This window comes from Vibrio sp. STUT-A11, assembly GCF_026000435.1.
Classification (GTDB): Bacteria; Pseudomonadota; Gammaproteobacteria; order Enterobacterales; family Vibrionaceae; genus Vibrio.
The window spans coordinates 1592024-1612668 of record NZ_AP026763.1; the positions used below are offsets into that span (position 1 = coordinate 1592024).

Consider the following 20645-nt stretch of genomic DNA (forward strand, 5'->3'; position numbering starts at 1 on the left):
TTAGCGCCTTTCCCTTGTCATAGCAGACTTTATACCATGCATCCGTCACTTCGATACATTCAGGGTTACCCTCCACACATTGTTGAGCAAGTTAGCTCGCTGGTTGACAGCGGTAAACTGGTTCCTTGGTTTGAAAAGCGCTATCCAGAACGTCATCAAATTAAAAGTGAAAAGGCGCTGTATGAGTACGCCATAGCGATAAAAAATCGTTACATGAAGAAAGCAGCACCGATCAGTAAAGTGGTCTACGATAAGAAAATTCACTTGATTAATAATGCGCTAGGGCTGCACAGCGTGATCAGTCGTAATCATGGTGGCAAGCTCAAATCGAAGAACGAGATTCGCATTGCGAATGTTTTTAAAGAAGCACCGGAGCCACTACTGAGAATGCTGGTGGTTCATGAACTGGCTCATACGCGAGAGAAAAACCACGATAAAGCGTTTTACCAACTGTGCTGTTATATGGAACCCGAGTATCACCAGTTAGAGTTTGATGCCCGTCTGTTTATGATTTACCTTGATTTAAAAGCGAATTTGAATGAAGAACAATAACCACACCGCTAAGCCAGAAAAATCTAAAAAAAATGCCAAGCCAAAGCAGAGTAGAGGCGATGCAAAAGGCGAAAAGCGCGTGAAGCAAAAAAACTCTACCAAAGCAAAGTCGCCAGTGGCAGCGAACAGCGATGTAGACTTCATTAAAGTAGCTAAAAGTGGATTACACGAACGTAATCAGCATCGTGGCCGCTATGACTTTAAAAAATTGACGGCAAGTGAGCCTCGATTAAAAGCCTTTGTGATTAAAAATCCGAACGGGGAAGACTCAATTAACTTCTCTGACCCAAAAGCGGTCAAAATGCTTAATAAAGCCTTGTTAGCCGCGCATTACGATATTGAATTCTGGGATATCCCCGAACACTATCTTTGCCCACCAATTCCAGGGCGTGCAGATTACATTCACCGTGTCGCTGAGTTACTCGATGGGGAAGTGAAAGGTAAATACCCGCATCACGATGTGCGAGCGTTGGACATTGGCGTTGGTGCAAACTGTATTTACCCAATTGTTGGAGTGACAGAATACGGATGGCACTATACCGGAAGCGACGTTGATCCTAGGTCAATTGAATCGGCTCAGGCAATCGTCGATGGCAATGTGTCACTAAATAGCAGAATCGAACTGGTTCGTCAGATGAGTCAAGCAAACATCTATCGCGGGGTAATTCAGCCGAATGAGCGTTACGATGTCACAACTTGTAATCCACCATTCCACCGTTCGGTAGAAGAAGCAGCGATGGGAAGTCAACGTAAAGTGGACAACCTTAGAGCAAACCAACGTAAGAAAGGCGTGAAACCAGCGCGTGCAAACACGACAAAACCAACGCTTAACTTTGGTGGTCAAAACGCAGAGCTTTGGTGCGAAGGCGGGGAAGCGGCGTTTATTCGTAAAATGGCTAACGAAAGCCAAGCATTCAGCGCCCAAGTGCTTTGGTTTACTACGCTGATTTCGAAAAAAGAGAATGTTCGTCCTATGCGCAAGCAGCTTGAGAAATTGGGCGTAAAAGCCATTCGAGTGGTAGAGATGAGCCAAGGACAAAAAATAAGCCGGTTTATTGCCTGGTCTTATATGGATAAAGAACAGCGAAAGGCGTGGCGAGCGCTTAAGTAGCCAAATAAGTAATGTAGCTCCCCTAAATCTTTCAATCTGTCAGTTCTTCATTCTCTCTGTAATCAGAGCTGACAGATTCTACTCAGCTATTCCCTGCGCATACTCCATTTTTGCTTTAAGCCTACAACACCACTTTCTATTTTGACGAACTTTCAGGGTGTTACTACTATTCAATAAACTCCCTTATATGAGTGAACAAACATGAAAGTAGGAATTGTTAGAGAATATTCTTCAACGGATAAAGTTGAAGAAGACGAATGTGTTGTGATGTTGGGGAAGGCGGAGCTAGTCGCTGGTGAGATCCGCATAAGTGGTAGCGGTGAAAGAGATCCAACCTCCAAACATGATGGGTATGCTTTGACGGGGTATGTCATGCTTCATCCTTCCGAATTTCAAAAGGTGGTCGATATGGCGCTTGAAGCTGGTGTGATCACGATAAATGTTGCTGATGGTAAATAGATGAGATTTGAAATGTGAGATTTAAGGTTTCGCCTTATCTTTATTTAACCACTGCCTGTTTCCACCCGTCAGCTCGAACTTACTTCGGTATTTAGAACTGACGGACTGCTTTATTTCAGCCATCCCTCTGTCATTTCGCATCAACACTCCCTCACAAGTAGATTATGTGTCTTCCCGTAGCAAAAGTTCCCAAAATGGCCTCTTCAAATCGAAAATCCAGAATAATGCAATATTGTATAGTCAAATTCGTAGTGTCGATCGCTAACTTACTGATTATCCTTTGAAGTACTCAAAAAAAGACGACATCATATTTGACAGAAAATGCAGGCTTGGTGACGTCTGAAAAATGTGGGTTGTTAGTCAGAGAGGAGTCGTAGTGAGATGAAACAAATACTAGCTTCAGTGTTACTCATTTTCGGATTATGTTGGGACTCTCTGAGTAGTACTCTTGACCTACCAGAATGTCAAATGTCACGTACTCTAGAAACACCAATTACATTCTTTATCTCAGATTCAGTTCAAAAAGATTACGAGTCATTTGTCATCGAAGATCACATTCAACGATGGATAACGTTTTCGAATAGCGCTTTGAGAAACTCATGTATTCCTATAAAACGGACGTTGGACAAAATTATCTATACTCCCAAAATTCTTGGGGAAGAAGCGGAAGAATTTAGCGTAGTGCACGATTTTTTAGCATATTACTACTCTAAAGAAGTTGAGCGGGTCAATGGCAGTAAAACGGGTTTTTATGGTCTGGTTTTCAAAAAAAACATCTCGCAATTTACAACCGATTGGTGTGGTGAAACTCATCCATCAGTGTATCCTCAGTTTTTTACAATTGGACTTACATGTAAAGATCATGTGTTAGAACATGAGTTAGGTCATTTGGCGTGGGCAAGCCATGATATGGAAACGCTATCGAACCAAACTGGTGGAATGCCATTTGATCTTTCAAAGCGACTCCCCTTAAGCTTAGCGAGTAAAATTACAGAGTATTCATATGGTTATATTTGTGGTGGCAAAGGTACCATCATGGCTTATGCGGATGAAACGCATCCTTTCTATTCATCACCAGAGATTAGTTATGAAAACATTGTTTGTGGCAATACGGCTTATGCAGACAATGCCAGAGTTCTTCGTGAGTATGCCATCGGTCTCATGGGTGAATAAAATAGCTAACAGTGTTTAAAGCAGATTCGCAACGGATGGCACTTTATCTGCCTTTTCTTCTCCCTTAACAGGGTTGTTATACATCTAGAGAGTTAAAATGAAAAATTTACGCAAGTTTATAGTGGTAGCTTTACTTGTGGCTAGCCCAATTAGTGGTATGGCAGCTGATAAACAGGAATCAGTAGAGCGTTTACTAGAGGTTATGAAAATTGAGGAACAACTTTCTGGTAGCTTTGATACAACAATGACACCAATCATCGAACAATTAACCAGTAACCTTCAGTTGAACAAAACTCAACAGGAGGAACTCGTTGACATTATTAGATATTGGTTCATCAATGATCTTGATCGGAAAAACATGATAGTTGAGATGGGTTCGCTTTATTCTCAGGCTTTCAGCCAACAAGAAATAGAATCAATTATTGAGTTTTACTCGACACCTGTAGGACAAAAACTTGTAGAAAAATCGCCAGCATTGATGCAAGCAGGCACTCAACTAGGATTGCAAGAAGCTGAGCGAGCTCGACCACAACTTATTGAGAAACTAAATCCTTTCTTCGAAAAGCACCAAATAAAATAGGCGTTGCCGAACAGACGGATTGATAATGCATCGTACTGGGTCGGAAACGTACACGCACTTTCACGCTAAAAATGGTTGCTAGATAAGTGTTCTCTAGCAACCAATCAATCCATACCAACTAGTCGTATTTCTTCGCCTAACTAGCCTTCATCGTTCTGACGAATGGTACGCCGTCGTTGTCACGATGAACACTCGCTTCCACTTGATAGATGTCTTTCACTAACTCTGTGGTTAAGACGTCTTCTGGCGAGCCTACGCTAACCAGTTCACCCTGTTTTATTACCAATAGATTATCGGCGTACTGCGCGGCGAGGTTGAGATCATGCAGTACCATGATGCTCACGTAGTTCTCGGCACGGGTTTGAGTTACAAGGTGATCGAGCAAAACATGTTGGTGATGAAGATCAAGCGCGCTGACCGGTTCATCAAGCAGCATAATTTGTGGGTTACGCATGATCGCTTGCGCGAACAAGATCATTTGACGCTGACCACCACTTAACGAGCTTACGTTACGGTTCGCTAAATGCGCCATACCAATACTGTTTAGTATTTGTAAACCTTCACCAAGTAATTTGTCATCGATACGCAGGCTTAAACTGTCTAAACGTCCCATCAGTACAACCTCAAGAACGGTCAAACTAACCTGTAAGCCGATGTCCTGTGGCATGTAGCCAAACTTGGCACGCCATGAAGAGAGAGACTTGTGATCCAGTTCATCACCGTAATGAGAAATAGCACCACTGGCCAGATTCACATCGCCAAAAATAGCTTTAAGCAGGGTGCTTTTACCTGCGCCATTTGGCCCTAGAACGGCCGTTACCTGACCTGGTTCCAGTTTGAAATTGAAGTTGTTGGCAAGGGTGAGTGACTCAATCTGAATATTTACGTTGTTCGCTACCAGCATTGTTAACCTCGCTTCACTAAAATCAACCAGAAGAAGAAAGGCACGCCAATAATCGCCGTAACGATACCGATCGGGAATAGTGCTCCCGGTACGATGATTTTTGACAAAACAGACGCACCAGAAAGTAAGAAAGCACCGATCAAGAAGGAGAGAGGCAAGAAGAAGCGCTGATCTTCACCCACCATAGATTTGGCCATGTTCGGCGCGACGATGCCTACAAATCCGATGATCCCAACGAAACTGGTGACAGTAGCCGTGATGACCGCGACGATAAACAGTGTTTTCAAACGTAAGCGAGTGATGTTCACGCCGACGCTTTTCGCTCGCTCTTCACCCAATCGAAGGGCGGTGAGTTTCCAGGCATCTTTAAGTAATAGAATCCCACCGACGAAGACAACAGCCGACGTAATCGCGACGGTGTTCCAGGTTGCTTTTGTTAAACTACCAAACAGCCAAAACAGGATCTGCTGGCTAAGCTCTGGAGACGATACAAATTGAACCAGAGACAAGAGTGACTGAAACAAGAACAGCAGAGCAATACCCGCCAGAATGAGTTGTCCCGAGCTGATATGACGTGCTGAGGCTAACGAGAAAAGAAAACACGCCGAAAGCATACAGCATAAGAATGCGCCCATCGGCACCGCGTAATAGCTGCTTAAGCCAAATGACCCCATATATAGAGTAATCGCAGCGCCAAAACCAGCCGCCGCAGCCATACCCAAGGTGTACGGACTGGCCATGGTATTATTGAGCAAGGTTTGCATCTCTGCGCCGCCCATACCGAGTGCGCCCCCAACAACAATCGCCATGATCGCGATGGGAAGCCTTAGCTCGGTCACAATGATTTGGGTTGATGGTTCAACTTGATATGGCAAACCAAGAAATTCAAAAAGAGAATGAAGAACTTTGGTCGCATCGAGTAAAGACGGACCTGTCATAATATCAAGAATGAAGGTTGTCAGAATGAGTATGGCGAAAACACCGATAACCAATATTCGACGTTTTTCACTCTTACGTTGCTGCTGGATGAGTTGTTCTAAAACTGCAGATTGCACGACTTACTACCTAATTACTATTTCGTTACGACCAGTAGAGAAGCCTACAGAGCTCGTGATAAGTTCGCAATACTAGCATTAATGATAGTTAGTTGCATTACTGTTAATAAAAGAATTACTATACGACGCGAGGGCGGGAGTGGCTCCGCCTGGGATATAGAATAAAAAGGAACCTTCTTGATGTTGAAATACTTATTAGCGCTTGCTGCTGTCTGCGTTAGCACGCTGTCTTTTGCCCAAACAATTACTGTTACAGATGTATTGGGTCGTGAAGTTACGTTTGAATCGCCAGCGAAAAGAGTAGTAGTCGGTTTTTACCCAGAAGATTATATGGCGATCGGTACCGAAGCGGCATATGACAATGTTGTAGGCATGTCTAAGTACATTTGGCAGGCGCGTTCATCTAGCTGGCAGGCGTATGTGTTACATCGACCATCACTTGATGATATTCCAGAAATTGGCCGTGTCGATACCAACGCGTTTTCCGTTGAGAAGGTAATAAGCCTAAGCCCGGATGTGGTAATGCTTGCGGATTGGCAGTTCAAAGCACTGGAATCAGACGTCGAGCGTATGAAAAGCGCTGGTATTGCGGTTGTGGTAGTGGATTACAACGCTCAAACGGTAGAGCGCCATGTTCAGACGACTAAGCTTATTGGCGAAATTACTGGCCAGCAAGAGCGAGCAGCTACGATCGCGAATGAATACCAACAGAATGTTGAGATGATCAGCGAGCGATTGGCAAAAGCAAATCTGGATAAACCGAAAGTTTATACTGAATATGGTGCGTCTGGAGTTAACGAAGTTGGCTACACATTCGGTAAAAACATGTGGGGCGCTATTGCGACAATGGCAGGTGGTGACAACATCTCTGCTCCATTCGTTGAGTGGTGGGGCAAACTGAACCCAGAACAGATCATTGCGGCAAACCCAGATGTAATCGTAATGACTGGTTACGAGTCTGGCAGTGCGGATGATTCGATGATCATGGGCGAAGGTGTTGACGAAGCGTTGGCAAAACAGAGATTAGCGGGATTTAAAAATCGTATTGGCTGGTCTTCTATTTCTGCGGTAAAAAATAATCGCATGTATGCGGCTTACCATGGTGCTTGCCGTACCATCATTGATGGCGCGATGATCCAGTTTTATGCCAAAATCATGTACCCAGATGTATTTAGTGATTTAAATCCAGAAGGCGCTTACAAAGATTTTTATGAAAAGTACCTGCCAATTAAACCCGCTGGTACCTTTATGACTGAGCTTTAATCTGAAGCATTAATCTCTATTGGGCCGAAGTGAGTCTTTCTTGATTCACTTCGGCTTTTTACTTTTTCAACTGACTTAAATTGAAATACCTGCAAGATCAAAACGAGCCTTTAACGGCTTTTCATGTCCCTGATACCAGCTTGCTGGCATATTTGGCTTGAGCTTTGCGTGCTCTTGTTTACTCACCACCACATAGTGCAAAAACGTGTCTAGTGTTTTCGCCATGGCGTCGAAAGACATTTCCCCATCTTTGCTCAGCGTTTTGAGCAAACCAACGACTGCGTCTTCCGGAACCAGAGGATCAATCACACTGTTTTTGCGAGCTTGAATTGAGCGTGATGCAGGTAATTCGTTACGCGCGGTTTCCCAACACGGCTTATTCGTTTTACTAACGAGGTTGTGTTTGTAGCAGTAAAAACTAAACAGGAAACGAGGGATGTTGTGCCAGCGTTCTGCCTGAACTTCCAGCCAAATGTGTTGAAGCTCGATATCAGCGTCGGTCATAGAATTCTACGAAGTTATCAAAAGTAGCACATTTTAGCGTGGGGTGGAGAGTCACGTCCAGAATGTGTTGGAGAATAGCGAATAGAAAGCCCTCGACTAACTCGGTCAGATTAACGAGTCATTCTGAACAGCGAGGCACGAGCGTGATTCAGAATCTACACTCCACGCTCTTTTTGCTAGAGTAATGATGAAAATTTCTCAGCACGCTGATACTAGATTCCTAGTCTCGCCAAGGCTCGCTGGAATGACGACGATGAATACAAATAGAACACATTCAATCTATCTAACCTTAAAGCGAGCGGCATTACCAACTAGTCCGAGGGCCTTTACATTAGGTAAGCGACACTTGCGTGACGTTATTTCACCAGGTAGTGCTTGATGAACTGAGTGATTTTCACCATATCGTCGACGGCGATGTACTCTTCCGTGGTATGCACTTTTGCCATCCCAGTAGAAAGGTTAACGGTAGTCAGGCCTTTCTTGTTGAAGTTGTTCGCATCGCTACCGCCACCTGTGCCTTTGGTAAACGCTTCGATGCCCATATCCGCGAATGCTGCTTTGATATCAGTAACGTGTGCATTGTCTTCTTCAATAACAAACGCGTCGTATGCACGTTTAGATTCGATGTCGACTTCTGCACCGTGTTTTTCTGCAACAGACTCAAAGGTCGAGATCATGTGGTTGACTTGTGTGTCCAATTTGTCGCCATTTAGCGAGCGCGCTTCGGCCACAATTTTTAGCTCAGGCATAACAATGTTGGTCGCCTGACCGCCATTTACCATACCGATGTTAGCCGTAGTTTCTTCGTCGATACGAAGGAGTTTCATCTGATTAATTGCATCTGCCGCTACCATGATTGCGCTGATGCCTTCTTCTGGCGCCAGACCTGCGTGCGCCGGGCGGCCTTTGATCGTCGCAACGATCTTTTGCTGGCCCGGAGCCGCCGTAACGATGGTTCCGATTGGGCCACCTGTATCAAGTACGATTGCCTCTTTTGACGTTACATGGGTCATGTCGAAGTACTCAGAGCCAAACAGACCACCTTCTTCATGCACGGTGAAAGCAAGTTCTAACGTTTTATGTTCAAGATTTTCAGCTTGAATGCAACGTACGGCTTCCATAATTGCGGCGATACCGGATTTGTCGTCACCACCAAGGATTGTATTGCCTTTGGAACGAATAATGCCATCTTCGATAATCGGTTCAATACCGATACCTGGAGTGACGGTGTCCATATGGCAGCTCATCAGGATCGAGCCTTCTTTTTTGCCTTCCAGGCGAGCATAAACATTGAAGCCATTCGAAATATGCTCCGGAACAGGAAGTTTGTGAACCGTAAAGCCTAACTCGCCCAGTTGCTCAGCCAGAGTTTCTGCGATTTGTTTTTCATTCATCGATTCACTGTCAATGCGAACCAGTTGGCAGAAGTGTTCAACTAGACGTTTTTGGTTAATTTGTGTCATTTGGAGGTCTCATCTTTCAGGGGCGAGGGCGCTAACGATGAAGCCAGACAACGTCCTCGAACGGAACAGAGTCGTTGTTATTACATACTGGAGAGTGATGGATACTGAGATGAATCAAAAAAGTTGGGTGCTTGACAGAACTATAACCAGACGTGCTGAGAAACTAGTCGCATTGTCATGTTCTTGAGGAAAGCAAGTATGAGATAAATGCGCTGGTTTAATCATAAGTGAATGATTTGTTTAAAACATCACCAGACTGCCAATAAATATCGCCACGGTAACAATCTGTTTACATGTAAGTGAAGTGCTTGAATTTAACATTGATAGTTTAATTTACTGAAAATTATGTGTTTTGTTGCGTTGTTTATACGTGATTGCTGATGAGGGTTTGTGCGTAACAAATATTTTACATTTGCAGCTTCGGAACCTGAAAACAGAGATTTTGGTTGATGTATTCCAATTTTCTTCCACCTGCGCCAAGTTAGAAAAATAGTTTAGAAACGCTGTAAACAAATTAATGACGCAAGGAGAAAGTCATGGTGGACGCATACAACCCATTAGGTACAGACGGATTTGAGTTTGTGGAATACACAGCTGCAGACAGTAAAGGCATTGAACAACTCAAAGCACTGTTTGTATCGTTAGGCTTTGCAGAAATCGCGAAGCACCGTTCGAAAGAAGCATGGTTATATCGTCAGGGTGACATCAGTTTTATCGTCAATGCACAACCTCATAGTCAAGCGGAAGGGTTTGCTAAAGTACATGGCCCGTCAGTGTGTGGTATGGCATTTCGCGTAAAAGACGCCACAGCGGCGCTTGAGCACGCAATACAAAACGGTGGTATAGAATACAAAACCGAAATTGGCCCGATGGAACTCAGCATTCCAGCGATTTACGGTATTGGTGAGAGCTTGCTCTATTTTGTTGACCGATACGGTAAGCAGAGTATTTACGATGTCGATTTCCGTTTTTACGATGATGCGCAAGAGCGTCTGGAGAAATCTGATGTGGGTCTTTACGAGATCGATCACCTGACCCATAACGTTAAACAGGGCAACATGGACGTATGGTCTGGTTTCTATGAGCGCATCGGTAACTTCCGAGAAATCCGTTATTTTGACATTGAAGGTAAACTCACAGGCCTCGTCAGCCGTGCGATGACCGCACCTTGTGGCAAGATCCGAATTCCTATCAATGAGTCCTCTGACGATAAATCGCAAATCGAAGAGTTTATCCGTGAATACAATGGCGAAGGCATTCAGCATATCGCTCTGACAACGGATGACATCTACCAAACCGTTCAAACGTTACGCGACCGTGGTATGGACTTTATGCCAACTCCAGATACCTACTACGAGAAGGTCGACCAGCGTGTTGAAGGGCATGGTGAAGACGTTAATAAGCTTCGTGACTTACAAATTCTGATTGATGGCGCACCGACGAAAGACGGCATCTTGCTGCAAATCTTTACCCAAACCGTGATTGGCCCGGTGTTCTTCGAGATCATTCAACGCAAAGGTAACGAAGGATTTGGTGAAGGTAACTTCAAAGCGTTATTTGAATCGATTGAAGAAGACCAAATTCGCCGAGGAGTACTGAACGATGCATAAATGGATCACATTCCCTCATCGGGAGGGAGTGTGCTCAAAGCAAGCACATGCTGATTTCCCGGAAGAGGCAATTTATGAACGTGAAGCGGGTCGAAGTGGATTCTTTGGCCCTGCTGCACATTTTCATCATCAACACGCGCCAACAGGTTGGTCTGAGTGGGAAGGCGAGTTGCGTCCACGAGCGTTTGATTTCAATCTCGTAGAGAAAGCCAGCCACATAACGCCTTGGGCGGTGCCACACTTACTGCATAACGCCAACTGTAAAATCCGTGTTTGGCGCATGGATGAAAAGATGGATTTTCTGGTACGAAATGCAGACGGCGATGAGCTGCTGTTTATCCACCAGGGGACTGCCGATCTTTACTGTGACTACGGGCACTTAAAAGTGAGTGAAGGGGATTATGTCATGATCCCGCGCTCCACGAGCTGGCGCTTAGAGCCAAGCGAGCCGATGTTCATTCTGATGATCGAAAACACCGATGCGGCTTATACCTTGCCAGAAAAGGGCATGGTGGGAAATCACGCTGTGTTTGATCCTGCGGTACTCGAAACACCGTCGATAAACGACCAATTCCGCGCGCAGTATTCAGAGAACAGTACTCAGGTACAGGTGAAGCGTCACGATAAAGTTAGCGTGATCACTTATCCGTTTAATCCGTTAGACGCGATTGGCTGGCATGGCGACTTAGCCGTAGTAAAAGTGAACTGGCGTGATATTCGTCCACTTATGTCACATCGTTACCACTTACCACCGTCCGCACATACTACATTTGTAGGAGCAGGATTTGTGGTGTGTACCTTTGTTCCTCGTCCGATAGAGAGTGATCCTGGCGCGCTTAAAGTACCGTTCTACCACAACAACGATGACTATGACGAAGTCTTGTTCTACCACGCAGGCGATTTCTTTAGCCGTGACAATATTGAAGCGGGCATGGTGACATTCCACCCAGCTGGATTTACGCACGGACCTCACCCAAAAGCCTTTAAAGCGGGTCAGGAATACAAGAAGAAGTTTACTGACGAGGTGGCGGTGATGATAGATACGCGCCACGCGCTTCAGCTCTCGGATGAACTGGAAAAGGTAGAAAACAAAGAATACGTCTACAGCTGGCAAGAAAAATAAGAGGCAAGGATGAAATTAGCAACCAAGAAAAATGGTACTCGCGATGGCCTGTTGATGGTCGTGAGTAAAGACTTAACTCGCTGCGTTCCAGCGACAGAAGTGTTCCATCCAAAAAATTTAGCGCCGACGATGCAAGTCGCACTGGACAACTGGGAAGCGGTAGCGCCGCAATTGGAAGAACTGTACACCGCACTTAACAGAGGAACGGTCGCAGGATTCGAAGAATTCGAGGCACACTATTGTGAATCTCCTTTACCAAGAGCATATCAGTGGGCAGATGGCAGCGCGTACGTAAACCACGTGGAGCTGGTTCGTAAAGCTCGTGGAGCAGAAATGCCTGAGAGCTTCTGGACAGATCCTTTGATGTATCAGGGTGGCTCAGATGCGTTTATCGGCCCTTGCGATAACATCGAATTTGCCAGCGACGAGTGGGGCATTGATTTTGAAGGCGAAGTCGCGGTAGTGACGGGTGATGTGCCAATGGGTGCGAGTATCGCCGAGGCGCAAGAATCGATCAGGCTCATCATGTTGGTGAACGACGTCTCGCTGCGCGGCCTGATTCCTGCAGAGTTGGCGAAAGGGTTTGGCTTCTTCCAGTCTAAGCCGTCATCCGCATTCTCTCCTGTTGCGGTGACACCAGATGAGCTCGGCGATGCATGGTACGAAAACAAAGTCCATTTACCATTGGTTTCGACCTACAATCACAAGCCATTTGGTTGTCCGAATGCTGGGGTAGACATGACATTCGACTTTGCGGATCTCATCGTCCATGCTACTAAAACGCGTCCGCTGTCTGCTGGAGCGATAATCGGCTCTGGTACCGTGTCTAACAAACAAGGTACTGAACATGGCACATCGATTGAAGAAGGTGGCGTCGGTTACTCTTGTATTGCTGAAGTGCGCATGATTGAAACCATACGCGATGGTAAACCGTCGACGAACTTTATGTCGTTTGGTGATGCAATCAAACTTGAGATGTTTGATGCAGATGGCAACAATATCTTCGGCTCGATTGATCAACAAGTTAGCCAGTACTTGAAGCATTAATACAGGGAAAATGAATGAGCGAACAGATCACGCTTTATGGATATTGGCGATCCTCTGCGGCTTATCGTGTACGCATTTGTCTGAATCTTAAAGAGATCCAGTATGAATCAAAATCGGTGCACTTGGTGCGTGAGGGAGGAGAGCAACACAGCGAGGAGTATCACAAACTGAATGCCTCTGAGCTGGTGCCAGTGCTGGTGGATGGTGAACTTCGATTAAACCAGTCTCTGGCTATTATTCAGTATCTCGATGAAAATTATCCGGATGTTGCTGTCATTCCAAAGCGTTCACCTTTGCGATATCAAGCGCTTTCCATGGCACAGGATATTGCCATTGAGATTCACCCTTTGAATAATTTGCGCGTCTTGCAGTACCTGGAAGGGGAGTTGGCGTGTGATGCAGAGCGTAAAGTCGCCTGGATTCATCACTGGATTAACAAAGGCTTTGCTTCATTAGAAGAAAAACTGGCAAACCATAGAAAATTGCATGGTGATTGTAAGTTCAGTCTGACCGATTCACCGTCTATCGTTGATATTTGCTTGGTACCGCAAGTGTATAATGCGTTGCGCTTTGGTGTTGATTTGGCCGCTTATCCGATAATCAACTCGATTGTTGAAGCCTGTTATCAACTTCCGGCTTTCATTGATGCCATGCCAGAGCATCAACCGGATGCCAATAGTTAGATCTTAGAGCTTAACAGATGCCTCTGTTAAGCTCATTTCCTACCCTGAATCTCACCATTATTGCAAAATTGTGCCGTTTTGTTGCTCTGGTCAACGTTTAGATTTAGGCTTGATCAACTTGTTGTTTTCGGCTCGTTTTATCTATGACCAACATCTTTATCATCGTAGTTCTTCTGGTTGTTTTTTTCTTCATTATTCAAAAATATGTGCTCAAGCATGATGACACCCGAGACTACTCATATTGCTCAAAAGGCGCTTTGTTAAGAGGGCAAGAAGCTGCGTTTTTCAATGCCTTAAGAACCGCTGTTGGCGATCACGCGGTGATATTTAGTAAAGTCAATATGTCCAGTTTGGTTGCGCCGAAGGATATTAAAAACAAACGGCAGCTTTTTGTGGCGAGTAACCGTATTTCCAGAAGCTATTTTGACTATGTAATTTGTGACCCGCGCACGTTAGAACCGCGAGTGATTCTAGAGCTGGATGATGGAAAGCCTCTTCATAAAGGCAAGGCTGCGCGACAAAAACTGCTGATTCACGTGTGTAAAACAGCCAATTTGCCACTAATTGGTACTTCGATAAAGCACAGTTACCAGGTAGGGCGATTGCGTCGTTTACTTGCGGCGCACATAGAATTGATCGAGCCGGGTAAAGAGGTGCGTTTTTGTAAAAAGTGCAGCAGCCCGATGATAATTAGGACAGCCAGTCAAGGTGAATTAAAAGGCCGACGCTTTTTCACTTGTAGCCGTCAACCAAACTGTACTTACACCGAGAACTACAACGTGGTGTTTGATGCTCCAGACGAATAACGATGGACGATTAGCAATCAACAAAATGATGAGTAAAAATTTTGCTTGTCTGGGGCTTTGACTTGTTTGAGTCAAAGCCTTTTTAGTAATTTGGAGCCAAGCATTCAGAGGTGATTTGGGTATAAGTCCTATACTTGGAAAAGAGAAACAAAAGTAGGTTAATGCTATGCGATATGGATGGATTTTTGCTCTGCTGCTGTTCGTTTCAAATGCCAATGCTTTTCCTAATTTAAAGCCGTTGGAATGCCAGCTTACTGATACACCAGAAGACCATTTTTTGTTTTATCGAGATCAAATGGTTTACCACAGCGAACAGTTTGTGATTTTTCAAAACTTCAAAGGGCGAGTTACAACTCAAGTGGATCTTAAAACTGGCGAGCTGATTCGCACCACTTATATCGGTGAACCTTTTGAGCCTAAATACCAAATTCTGTTCGGTTCTTGTCCTGATGTTTCCTATACCTTGCAGCTTTGGATGTTGAGTGAGGTACCTTATGATAACTAAGCAAAAATTCAAAAGTTACCTAGATCACATTTTTATACCCGTATTGGGTACGTTTCGCTTATAAATACGCCTGAAAACGGGTGTTGAGTTTACATTTTCGCCAAACGATTCAAAGTTAGTGAATTTATGCTTGCACCCCAGATAGCTTATGGCTAATATCCCTCTCGTTCCAGAGAAATGCGTCCGTAGCTCAGCTGGTTAGAGTACCGCCTTGACATGGCGGGGGTCGGTGGTTCGAGTCCACTCGGACGCACCATTCTGATTTGAATGGTAAGTAGGAACACAAAATTTGGGTCCGTAGCTCAGTTGGTTAGAGTACTACCTTGACATGGTAGGGGTCGGCGATTCGAGTTCGCCCGGACCCACCAAATTTTATGCAAAGCCCGCACCTCAGCGGGCTTCGTTGTATCTGGAGTTTACCTAGTCTCAGCTTAAATTTCCTCATCTTAGTTTTGCATATTTATGTACGCGATATGCAGTGAACCATACCTTATCGGGCACAATTGTGCCCATCTGTGCCCACGAGTTTGTCGATAAAATAGCCAATCAGGTCGTTTACGAAGATATCTGTGCATGTCGAAAAGCCTTTATTAATATCGTTGGATTAACTCCACAAGAATTTCGAAAGAGATTTTGCTTATTCACATTTTCCTGATTCTGGTTGAAACGAATCTGACCATGTCCGTTTCAGCTAGTTCTGTGTGATTACCAAGGGAGCCTGACACATAAATGCCCCATTCGGCGTTACACCTGACTCGTCTCTCTGTTCAACAAAGCATCATTTGACTTACTTTTTCTGATAACTGCCATGTGCTCTATATAATTAAGATAACCTTAATTTTTAAGTAAAGAGGCAATGGAATGTTTAGCTTAATACTTGGCTTAGTCTTGTTTCTTGGTGTTCACTCGATTTCTATCATCGCACCAGTGTATCGGGAGGCATTGGTTACGAAAAATGAGAAAGCGTATAAAGCTGTTTATACTTTGCTGTCGTTTTTAGGTCTCTATTTCATTGTTACCGGATATGGAGATCTCAGAGAAAATCCGAGCATTATTTATTTTGGTACTCAATCTTTCAAGCCGTTAGTGTCTATCCTGATGCTCGGTGGGTTCATCTTATTTTTAGCTCCTTATTTCCCCGGAAAAATTAAAGCTACCGCAAAAAATCCACAGCTTCTATCTGTGGTACTTTGGGCATCTTCCCATTTGTTAGTGAATGGGAATTTGGCAGATATACTGCTGTTTGGCTCGTTTTTAGCGTGGGCTATCATCGATATTGTTTCGATGAAAAAACGCAAACCAAGAGTCGTTTCACCTTTAAAGGCTTCTTGGATCAATGATGTGATAGTGATTGTGGTTGGAACGGTTGTTTATGCCATATTTGTTATGTTTTTGCACAGTTACCTAATTGGTATTCCATTAATGCACTGATGTTCGCTATTCCGGTTACTAGAGCCAAAATCAGTGTGAAAGGCAATGAAAAGCAGTTTATTGCCTAATTAGCAGAATGTTCCATAGGTCTATTCAATATCTGCTGGAGCCTTGAACTATAAGAAGGGAATTGTGAAATAGTATTGTGACCCGCTCCCGCAATGACAACCACATCTACCAGCTGAACGTCAAACTTAGCGATTAGCTGATCGGTTCTGGCCCGCAGGATCACCCGATCCTCTTCTGCAATGAAGATATAGGTTAGAGCCGTAATATCTTTTACCCTATCGGCAGAACGGTATTTGTCTTTGATTAGCCAGGAAATGGGGAACATCCAATAAATATCTTTTGCTACATTTTCAATGCTATCAAATGGCGTCACCAATATAAGCTTGTCCACTTTCTGATTAGCCGCCACGTATGTGGCAATACCTGAGCCCAGGCTCCGGCCCATCAAGGATATTGAATCATGGTTACCTTCAACTGACAGAAATATCTGCACAGCATCGTTATATAAAACCTTCTCCGTGGGCGTACCTAAATTAATACCATAACCCCGGTAAGGGATGAGGTAGATGGTATAATTGGGGGCTATTGCCTTGAAGAGTGGAATATTGGCTTCGATACTTTCAGCGTTTCCGCCGTAATAGATTAGCGCCTTAGTTTGGCCTTCATTGAGCACCCAACCACAAAGCTGTGCGCCATCAACTACGAAGCAGGTGTTCATCTCGCCATAAACTTCGCTAGCAAGCTGAGGGAAGTACAGAAACCGACGTTGCAGTGAGTAAAAGGTAAGAGTAAAAAGTGTGTAGCACACCACCAAGGCAACCAGCATGCTTTTCATTCCCATCACCTATCTTGTTTGATCTTATACCTATGATAGACGAGCCCATAAATAACGATATTGACCCCTACAGCCACAAGAGCCAGTAAAACCTGGACATCAAAGCGCAACCCTGCCGGATAAATAACAGGAATGAGATAGTGTTCGACAAACCCTCCCGGATAACCTTCGCTCCCTGCCGCATTCCTCAATTGGTTTTCCAAGGGGGTCAGAGGGCAGATCCAGCCTTTGAAACTGATCAGTGCAACCCACAGTGCCGCAGGAATATGGACAAACAGCATATAGACACGCCATAGCACCAGCAGGCCTCCGAGCAACGCGAAGATGATAAATAAAAGGTGAAGTATTGCGACAAGATCTGCCAGCGTTCGATAAATCATAAGCTATCCCTCCTTGCCTTGGTCAAGCGTAGCGTATCAAAGCGATAACCGTTAGCCACATTCAGATTCAGGGCTGGAAGTTATACCGAACAGTAACTTCTGGTTGTTAGATGTTGTCAACAATATTTGGGGACAGTAACAGCATCGAGACTAAATTTTTAGCCCACTCAACTTAAATCTATATTGCCCGATTCGAAGTTAGAAACAGTCATTGTCCTCATGTCGAATATCAGTTTTGTAATAATGGTAATGTCGATTTGAATGGGACTAAACTTTATTTTTTACTAGAGTAGGGTTTATAAGTGTTTGATTTGATGGTAAATAATAATTAAATGAAGAAATACATATCTATTATGTTTACATAGTGTATAGTGTCGGCAGCTCTCATCGTGAGCTATTGATAAAATATTTAGTTTAAGTTCTTCTCAGTTTCTTCGATTAACTTCGTCATACTTATCCTGCGATACCTTTTTCTTCATTCCTTATTTAGTAGCTTTCTTTTTAATTTAATCAATGTATCGAGATATAGATGTCAAATAAAACAACTGGTTCAGTAAAATGGTTTAATGAAACAAAAGGCTTTGGATTTATCACACCAGATAACGGTGGTGCAGATCTATTTGTTCATTTCAAATCAATTGCTAGCGAAGGTTTCAAAACGTTAGCTGAAGGCCAAAAAGTTTCATTTAATGTAGAACAAGGTAACAAAGGCCCACAAGCTGGCAACGTTACTTTAGTATAAACATTTCTAAAAAGATCTCTCCTATCTGGTGAGATCTTTTTTATTTAAAGATTTAATGAATATTCCAACGAATCAAGAAACCAATCGAAAACGTTGTGCTAGCACGAGAATAATAAAAGTTTGGGATCTATAAGGTAAAGAGCGATATGAAAAAGCCAGCAAGAAAATCGAATAATAAAACACAAAAAAACAACTTTGAAGAGCGATTTGCTCTTATGGTTAAACAATATCAAGAAGCTAAAGAAGTTCTTGAATCTATGGAAGAAGGTTCTTCAGAATATATAACTCAGAAACGAGTATGTGATAAACTATTTGCCAATGCTGAACGATATATTAATAGAAATTAATAAGCTTAAATAGTTTCCTTCTATTTTATATAAAATTGATCCAAATTATTTCTACTAATAAGTACTATCTCTATTATCCACTTAGTGTAAATGTTACTAAGTGCCACACGGATGTTGACCATACCCTTCAGCAAGGAGGTCAACATGAAAAGCTATGTTCAACCAAAATCCAAAACTGTGGAAGAAAACGACCGTTCAAGCTTGAAAAAACCTAAAGAATCAAAACGCAGCTAGATTGAAAATAGCGTAATTCAATTTGCGTTGTTGAACCTAACTATAGGCGGTAAGCAAAGGACAAACGGTTTATTGAGATTACCGTACCTCAACTAGGTACTGTATTAGAAAATGCTTTAACACTCACAGATCAGATTTCTCTTCTAGAAACACAAACTGAGGCTATTCTAATTCAGAAAAGCCTGTGCTCTTTTTGAACTAAAAACGTTGCTGTAGACGGAAACCTTTCTTAGCTGCCTAAATCAAATATGCCCCCAAACTTAGTTAGAACAAATGCTATTAGGACCTCTAAAAACTCATATTTGAATAAATTTATCTAATGTATTCTCTAGTAAGTGACTATTAGGACGCTTATCTGATTGTTCCGATGAAATCAATTGACACTCACTTTTCGAATTGAAAAGTTGAGCACCCTGGTAATTGAGTAACGAAGTCAGCACCCATCAACTTTGACGGTGTGTATACTCCTGCTGCTGAATGAGATTTTAATAGGTGTTCAGCAATGGCGAGCGAGCCTGTAACGGTCAGGTCGTAACCATTCGTTGTAAGGATACGTACGGTTTTCTTCATTCCCTCTGCATTTGTTGCTTCTCCCCATACATAAGTTTTGGTCTCTCCACGTTGGGCTTCGTCAGGTGGCATTAAAAGGCCATTCAAATTAGAAGAGATCTGGCGAATCAGAACTCGTCTAGAGCTATCACAGGAGTTGATGCAGCTTGCACTATTGAACCTAGCCATCGATAGCAAGTTAAGAGCGAGTGATTTACTAAAGTTACACGTGCACGATGTTTCTTCGCAAGGAGTGATTTATGAAAGGGTTCAATGCATCCAGCAAAAAACGGGCACCGATGTACACTATGAAATTACTCCGAGAACGCAACAAAGTATTAGCCGATGGATCTACTCAGCGCACTTACAGGCAAACAATTTTTTGTTTCCAAGCTATAGCCGTATAGGGCAACCTATCAGCTACTCATTTTATCGTTCTATTATAAGGAGCTGGGCGGTAAAACTCGGTTTAAATGCGGACTATTATGGTACACATTCCATGCGTCGAACTAAAGCTACTTTGATCTATGCCAGAACAAAAAATATTAGGGCGGTACAAATCTTACTTGGGCATTCGAAACTAGATAACACTGTTCGATACTTAGGAGTGGAACTGGAAGATGCTCTGAGGCTCTCAGAGCAAACGGAGTGCTGAAGTACTGATACAGGCTTTTCTTGCCTCTGAAAAGCCTGTGCCCCATTTCAATTCAGACCTTTCACTCACGATGTTCCTGAGTATCGAAGTTTGCCCTAATTTACCTAATGACTTATTCCCAGTTTAGATATATCTGAGTGCTATAGGTTTGGGCATATGACTACTGGCTAAACTATTCGGTAGGGAAACAGAGCTTATCTTTCTATTCGATAATTCTAGATAAGTTCGTTACATTATTTTTTCATTCGGTATAAGTGTATGAGAGTAATAAAGTATTGAACCGGAGAAAAAATTACCATACAGATAATGTGATAAAATTTTATACCAAAGAAAAATCAATGGATTAATATTTTTTTCTAAAGTTTTTATGCCAAAAGTATACGTTTATTATGATACTTAATTTTTTAAAATTGAATGTTCGGCAAATAATATCAATAAGTTATGTGATGTTAACGTGTAATTCTTTTAAGCTATCCGACAATAAGGATTTACTCGAGTATTTATGAAGTTTTGTGACGAAACGTTGGTTCCTCCAATACTGGCATTTTCTCATGGGGATGTAGAACCCCCTCATACTCATCAGTGCGCTCAATTTTTACATTCTTTAAACGGTGTTATTCGAGTG

At 43.2% G+C, this 20645-nt stretch carries 23 protein-coding genes and 2 tRNA genes; 18 read left to right on the top strand and 7 right to left on the bottom strand.

The features are described from left to right. The first annotated feature begins 36 nt into the window (after window positions 1-36). From OO774_RS07610 to OO774_RS07630, 5 genes are all read left to right on the top strand, one after another. Complete coding sequence (locus tag OO774_RS07610) at window positions 37-552, top strand: M48 family metallopeptidase (RefSeq protein WP_263838542.1); 516 nt, start codon at window positions 37-39, stop codon at window positions 550-552. Continuing rightward, window positions 539-1663, top strand: coding sequence for a 23S rRNA (adenine(1618)-N(6))-methyltransferase RlmF (gene rlmF, locus OO774_RS07615; protein ID WP_264905932.1), 1125 nt, complete (start codon window positions 539-541; stop codon window positions 1661-1663). Before OO774_RS07610 ends, rlmF begins: the two co-directional genes overlap by 14 nt. A 201-nt stretch (window positions 1664-1864) precedes the next feature. Next, a complete protein-coding gene (locus OO774_RS07620) occupies window positions 1865-2122 on the top strand; it encodes a hypothetical protein (RefSeq protein ID WP_176293581.1) in 258 nt (85 codons plus the stop codon). Window positions 2123-2590: 468 nt separating this feature from the next. Next, window positions 2591-3295 carry a hypothetical protein gene (locus OO774_RS07625; protein WP_264905934.1) on the top strand — a complete coding sequence of 235 codons (705 nt, stop codon included), beginning with the start codon at window positions 2591-2593 and terminating at the stop codon, window positions 3293-3295. A gap of 97 nt (window positions 3296-3392) precedes the next feature. Further along, window positions 3393-3875 (top strand): DUF2059 domain-containing protein, encoded by a 483-nt coding sequence (locus tag OO774_RS07630; protein WP_264905935.1) that lies wholly within the window; start codon window positions 3393-3395, stop codon window positions 3873-3875. A 136-nt stretch (window positions 3876-4011) separates the two neighbouring features. Here the strand turns inward: OO774_RS07630 and OO774_RS07635 are convergent, their stop codons facing one another. Both OO774_RS07635 and OO774_RS07640 read right to left on the bottom strand, forming a co-directional pair. After that, a complete protein-coding gene (locus OO774_RS07635; protein ID WP_264905937.1) occupies window positions 4012-4779 on the bottom strand; it encodes an ABC transporter ATP-binding protein in 768 nt (255 codons plus the stop codon). 2 nt (window positions 4780-4781) lie between these two features. Further along, complete coding sequence (locus OO774_RS07640; protein ID WP_264905938.1) at window positions 4782-5834, bottom strand: iron ABC transporter permease; 1053 nt, start codon at window positions 5832-5834, stop codon at window positions 4782-4784. A 180-nt stretch (window positions 5835-6014) separates the two neighbouring features. Here OO774_RS07640 and OO774_RS07645 point away from each other — a divergent pair, with 180 nt between their 5' ends. Further along, window positions 6015-7097, top strand: coding sequence for an ABC transporter substrate-binding protein (locus tag OO774_RS07645; RefSeq protein WP_264905939.1), 1083 nt, complete (start codon window positions 6015-6017; stop codon window positions 7095-7097). 75 nt (window positions 7098-7172) lie between these two features. Here the strand turns inward: OO774_RS07645 and OO774_RS07650 are convergent, their stop codons facing one another. Both OO774_RS07650 and OO774_RS07655 read right to left on the bottom strand, forming a co-directional pair. After that, the gene (locus tag OO774_RS07650) at window positions 7173-7601 is read right to left on the bottom strand and encodes a hypothetical protein (RefSeq protein WP_264905941.1); all 429 of its coding nucleotides are present in this window, start codon (window positions 7599-7601) and stop codon (window positions 7173-7175) included. 356 nt (window positions 7602-7957) lie between these two features. Next, complete coding sequence (locus tag OO774_RS07655; protein ID WP_264905942.1) at window positions 7958-9064, bottom strand: M20/M25/M40 family metallo-hydrolase; 1107 nt, start codon at window positions 9062-9064, stop codon at window positions 7958-7960. 536 nt (window positions 9065-9600) lie between these two features. On the opposite strand from OO774_RS07655, the gene hppD reads away from it, so the two are divergent. From hppD to OO774_RS07705, 9 genes are all read left to right on the top strand, one after another. Then, the gene (gene hppD, locus OO774_RS07660) at window positions 9601-10674 is read left to right on the top strand and encodes a 4-hydroxyphenylpyruvate dioxygenase (RefSeq protein WP_264905944.1); all 1074 of its coding nucleotides are present in this window, start codon (window positions 9601-9603) and stop codon (window positions 10672-10674) included. Continuing rightward, a complete protein-coding gene (locus OO774_RS07665) occupies window positions 10667-11797 on the top strand; it encodes a homogentisate 1,2-dioxygenase (RefSeq protein ID WP_264905945.1) in 1131 nt (376 codons plus the stop codon). The genes hppD and OO774_RS07665 overlap by 8 nt, the downstream gene beginning before the upstream one ends. Window positions 11798-11806: 9 nt before the next feature. Beyond that, complete coding sequence (locus OO774_RS07670; protein ID WP_264905946.1) at window positions 11807-12844, top strand: fumarylacetoacetate hydrolase family protein; 1038 nt, start codon at window positions 11807-11809, stop codon at window positions 12842-12844. 14 nt (window positions 12845-12858) lie between these two features. Further along, window positions 12859-13527, top strand: a complete 669-nt coding sequence (maiA, locus tag OO774_RS07675) for a maleylacetoacetate isomerase (RefSeq protein ID WP_264905948.1) — start codon at window positions 12859-12861, stop codon at window positions 13525-13527. 143 nt (window positions 13528-13670) lie between these two features. Beyond that, entirely contained in the window at window positions 13671-14333 is a 663-nt protein-coding gene (locus OO774_RS07680) for a DUF2726 domain-containing protein (protein ID WP_264905949.1), read from the top strand. A gap of 166 nt (window positions 14334-14499) precedes the next feature. After that, entirely contained in the window at window positions 14500-14838 is a 339-nt protein-coding gene (locus OO774_RS07685; RefSeq protein WP_264905950.1) for a hypothetical protein, read from the top strand. 179 nt (window positions 14839-15017) lie between these two features. Beyond that, window positions 15018-15094: transfer RNA gene (locus OO774_RS07690), tRNA-Val, on the top strand. A 35-nt stretch (window positions 15095-15129) separates the two neighbouring features. Beyond that, a tRNA-Val gene (locus OO774_RS07695) sits at window positions 15130-15206 on the top strand. Between the two features lie 493 nt (window positions 15207-15699). Beyond that, window positions 15700-16269, top strand: coding sequence for an NnrU family protein (locus OO774_RS07705; RefSeq protein WP_264905951.1), 570 nt, complete (start codon window positions 15700-15702; stop codon window positions 16267-16269). Between the two features lie 64 nt (window positions 16270-16333). Here OO774_RS07705 and OO774_RS07710 read toward each other — a convergent pair whose 3' ends face one another. Then, the gene (locus OO774_RS07710; protein WP_264905952.1) at window positions 16334-17113 is read right to left on the bottom strand and encodes an alpha/beta hydrolase; all 780 of its coding nucleotides are present in this window, start codon (window positions 17111-17113) and stop codon (window positions 16334-16336) included. Window positions 17114-17118: 5 nt separating this feature from the next. Beyond that, window positions 17119-17493 (bottom strand): DUF2784 domain-containing protein, encoded by a 375-nt coding sequence (locus OO774_RS07715; protein WP_264905953.1) that lies wholly within the window; start codon window positions 17491-17493, stop codon window positions 17119-17121. A gap of 529 nt (window positions 17494-18022) precedes the next feature. Here OO774_RS07715 and OO774_RS07720 point away from each other — a divergent pair. Next, entirely contained in the window at window positions 18023-18235 is a 213-nt protein-coding gene (locus OO774_RS07720; RefSeq protein WP_264905954.1) for a cold-shock protein, read from the top strand. Window positions 18236-18381: 146 nt separating this feature from the next. Beyond that, window positions 18382-18582 (top strand): hypothetical protein, encoded by a 201-nt coding sequence (locus OO774_RS07725; protein WP_264905955.1) that lies wholly within the window; start codon window positions 18382-18384, stop codon window positions 18580-18582. Between the two features lie 618 nt (window positions 18583-19200). Here OO774_RS07725 and OO774_RS07730 read toward each other — a convergent pair. After that, the gene (locus OO774_RS07730; protein WP_264906126.1) at window positions 19201-19458 is read right to left on the bottom strand and encodes a hypothetical protein; all 258 of its coding nucleotides are present in this window, start codon (window positions 19456-19458) and stop codon (window positions 19201-19203) included. Between OO774_RS07730 and OO774_RS07735 the strand changes: the two genes are divergently transcribed. Further along, window positions 19424-20020 (top strand): tyrosine-type recombinase/integrase, encoded by a 597-nt coding sequence (locus OO774_RS07735; protein ID WP_264905956.1) that lies wholly within the window; start codon window positions 19424-19426, stop codon window positions 20018-20020. The genes OO774_RS07730 and OO774_RS07735 overlap by 35 nt on opposite strands. Window positions 20021-20645 lie beyond the last annotated feature (625 nt).

Coding starts and splice junctions, on each gene's coding strand:
- hppD (WP_264905944.1), top strand. CDS start 9,601: ATGGTGGACGCATACAACCCATTAGGTACAGACGGATTTGAGTTTGTG.
- OO774_RS07680 (WP_264905949.1), top strand. CDS start 13,671: ATGACCAACATCTTTATCATCGTAGTTCTTCTGGTTGTTTTTTTCTTC.
- OO774_RS07625 (WP_264905934.1), top strand. CDS start 2,591: ATGTCACGTACTCTAGAAACACCAATTACATTCTTTATCTCAGATTCA.
- OO774_RS07670 (WP_264905946.1), top strand. CDS start 11,807: ATGAAATTAGCAACCAAGAAAAATGGTACTCGCGATGGCCTGTTGATG.
- OO774_RS07725 (WP_264905955.1), top strand. CDS start 18,382: ATGAAAAAGCCAGCAAGAAAATCGAATAATAAAACACAAAAAAACAAC.
- OO774_RS07665 (WP_264905945.1), top strand. CDS start 10,667: ATGCATAAATGGATCACATTCCCTCATCGGGAGGGAGTGTGCTCAAAG.
- rlmF (WP_264905932.1), top strand. CDS start 539: ATGAAGAACAATAACCACACCGCTAAGCCAGAAAAATCTAAAAAAAAT.
- OO774_RS07710 (WP_264905952.1), bottom strand. CDS start 17,113: ATGAAAAGCATGCTGGTTGCCTTGGTGGTGTGCTACACACTTTTTACT.
- OO774_RS07630 (WP_264905935.1), top strand. CDS start 3,393: ATGAAAAATTTACGCAAGTTTATAGTGGTAGCTTTACTTGTGGCTAGC.
- OO774_RS07715 (WP_264905953.1), bottom strand. CDS start 17,493: ATGATTTATCGAACGCTGGCAGATCTTGTCGCAATACTTCACCTTTTA.
- OO774_RS07610 (WP_263838542.1), top strand. CDS start 37: ATGCATCCGTCACTTCGATACATTCAGGGTTACCCTCCACACATTGTT.
- OO774_RS07705 (WP_264905951.1), top strand. CDS start 15,700: ATGTTTAGCTTAATACTTGGCTTAGTCTTGTTTCTTGGTGTTCACTCG.
- OO774_RS07620 (WP_176293581.1), top strand. CDS start 1,865: ATGAAAGTAGGAATTGTTAGAGAATATTCTTCAACGGATAAAGTTGAA.
- OO774_RS07730 (WP_264906126.1), bottom strand. CDS start 19,458: ATGCCACCTGACGAAGCCCAACGTGGAGAGACCAAAACTTATGTATGG.
- maiA (WP_264905948.1), top strand. CDS start 12,859: ATGAGCGAACAGATCACGCTTTATGGATATTGGCGATCCTCTGCGGCT.
- OO774_RS07635 (WP_264905937.1), bottom strand. CDS start 4,779: ATGCTGGTAGCGAACAACGTAAATATTCAGATTGAGTCACTCACCCTT.
- OO774_RS07655 (WP_264905942.1), bottom strand. CDS start 9,064: ATGACACAAATTAACCAAAAACGTCTAGTTGAACACTTCTGCCAACTG.
- OO774_RS07650 (WP_264905941.1), bottom strand. CDS start 7,601: ATGACCGACGCTGATATCGAGCTTCAACACATTTGGCTGGAAGTTCAG.
- OO774_RS07645 (WP_264905939.1), top strand. CDS start 6,015: ATGTTGAAATACTTATTAGCGCTTGCTGCTGTCTGCGTTAGCACGCTG.
- OO774_RS07685 (WP_264905950.1), top strand. CDS start 14,500: ATGCGATATGGATGGATTTTTGCTCTGCTGCTGTTCGTTTCAAATGCC.
- OO774_RS07720 (WP_264905954.1), top strand. CDS start 18,023: ATGTCAAATAAAACAACTGGTTCAGTAAAATGGTTTAATGAAACAAAA.